This window comes from Arthrobacter sp. BB-1, from assembly GCF_006151685.1.
In the GTDB taxonomy this organism is placed as follows: domain Bacteria; phylum Actinomycetota; class Actinomycetes; order Actinomycetales; family Micrococcaceae; genus Arthrobacter.
This window is the reverse complement of the sequence record NZ_VDEV01000024.1, coordinates 1-537: the sequence shown is the minus strand read 5'-3', so window position 1 is coordinate 537 and position 537 is coordinate 1. Positions and strand designations below refer to the sequence as shown.

The window sequence follows — 537 nt, the reverse complement described above, 5'->3', positions numbered from 1 at the left end:
GCGGTCCGCCACGTGGTTGAGTGCGGCTACGTGGCCTTCGGCGAGGTCGACGACGTGGATGTAGTCGCGCAGGCAGGTGCCGTCGGGGGTGTCGTAGTCGCCGCCGAAGACCATGAGTTTCTCGCGCCGGCCCACAGCGACCTGGGCGATGAAGGGGACGAGGTTGTTGGGGATGCCCTGGGGGTCTTCGCCGATCCGGCCGGAGGGGTGGGCACCGACCGGGTTGAAGTAGCGCAGCAGGGCGATGTGCCAGCGGGGGTCGGCGGCGCCGAGGTCGGAGAGGATGTCCTCGATCTGTTCCTTGGTGCGGCCGTAGGGGTTGTTGGCGCCGATTTCCATCTTTTCGACGTAGGGGATGGGGTTGTGCTCGCCGTAGACCGTGGCGGAGGAGCTGAAGACAATGGACCGGACATCGTGGCGGTCCATCACCCGGATGAGGTTCAGGGTCCCCACCAGGTTGTTGTAGTAGTACTTCAGCGGTTCACGGACGGATTCGCCGACTGCCTTCAGTCCCGCGAAGTGGATGACCGCGTCAAT

Annotated in this window: 1 protein-coding gene; it reads right to left on the bottom strand. The window is 65.0% G+C overall.

Annotation, left to right across the window (positions count from 1 at the left end):
• Positions 1-537 (bottom strand): UDP-glucose 4-epimerase GalE (gene galE, locus FHJ30_RS13685; protein WP_139029830.1); only part of this gene is annotated, 537 nt, incomplete at both ends.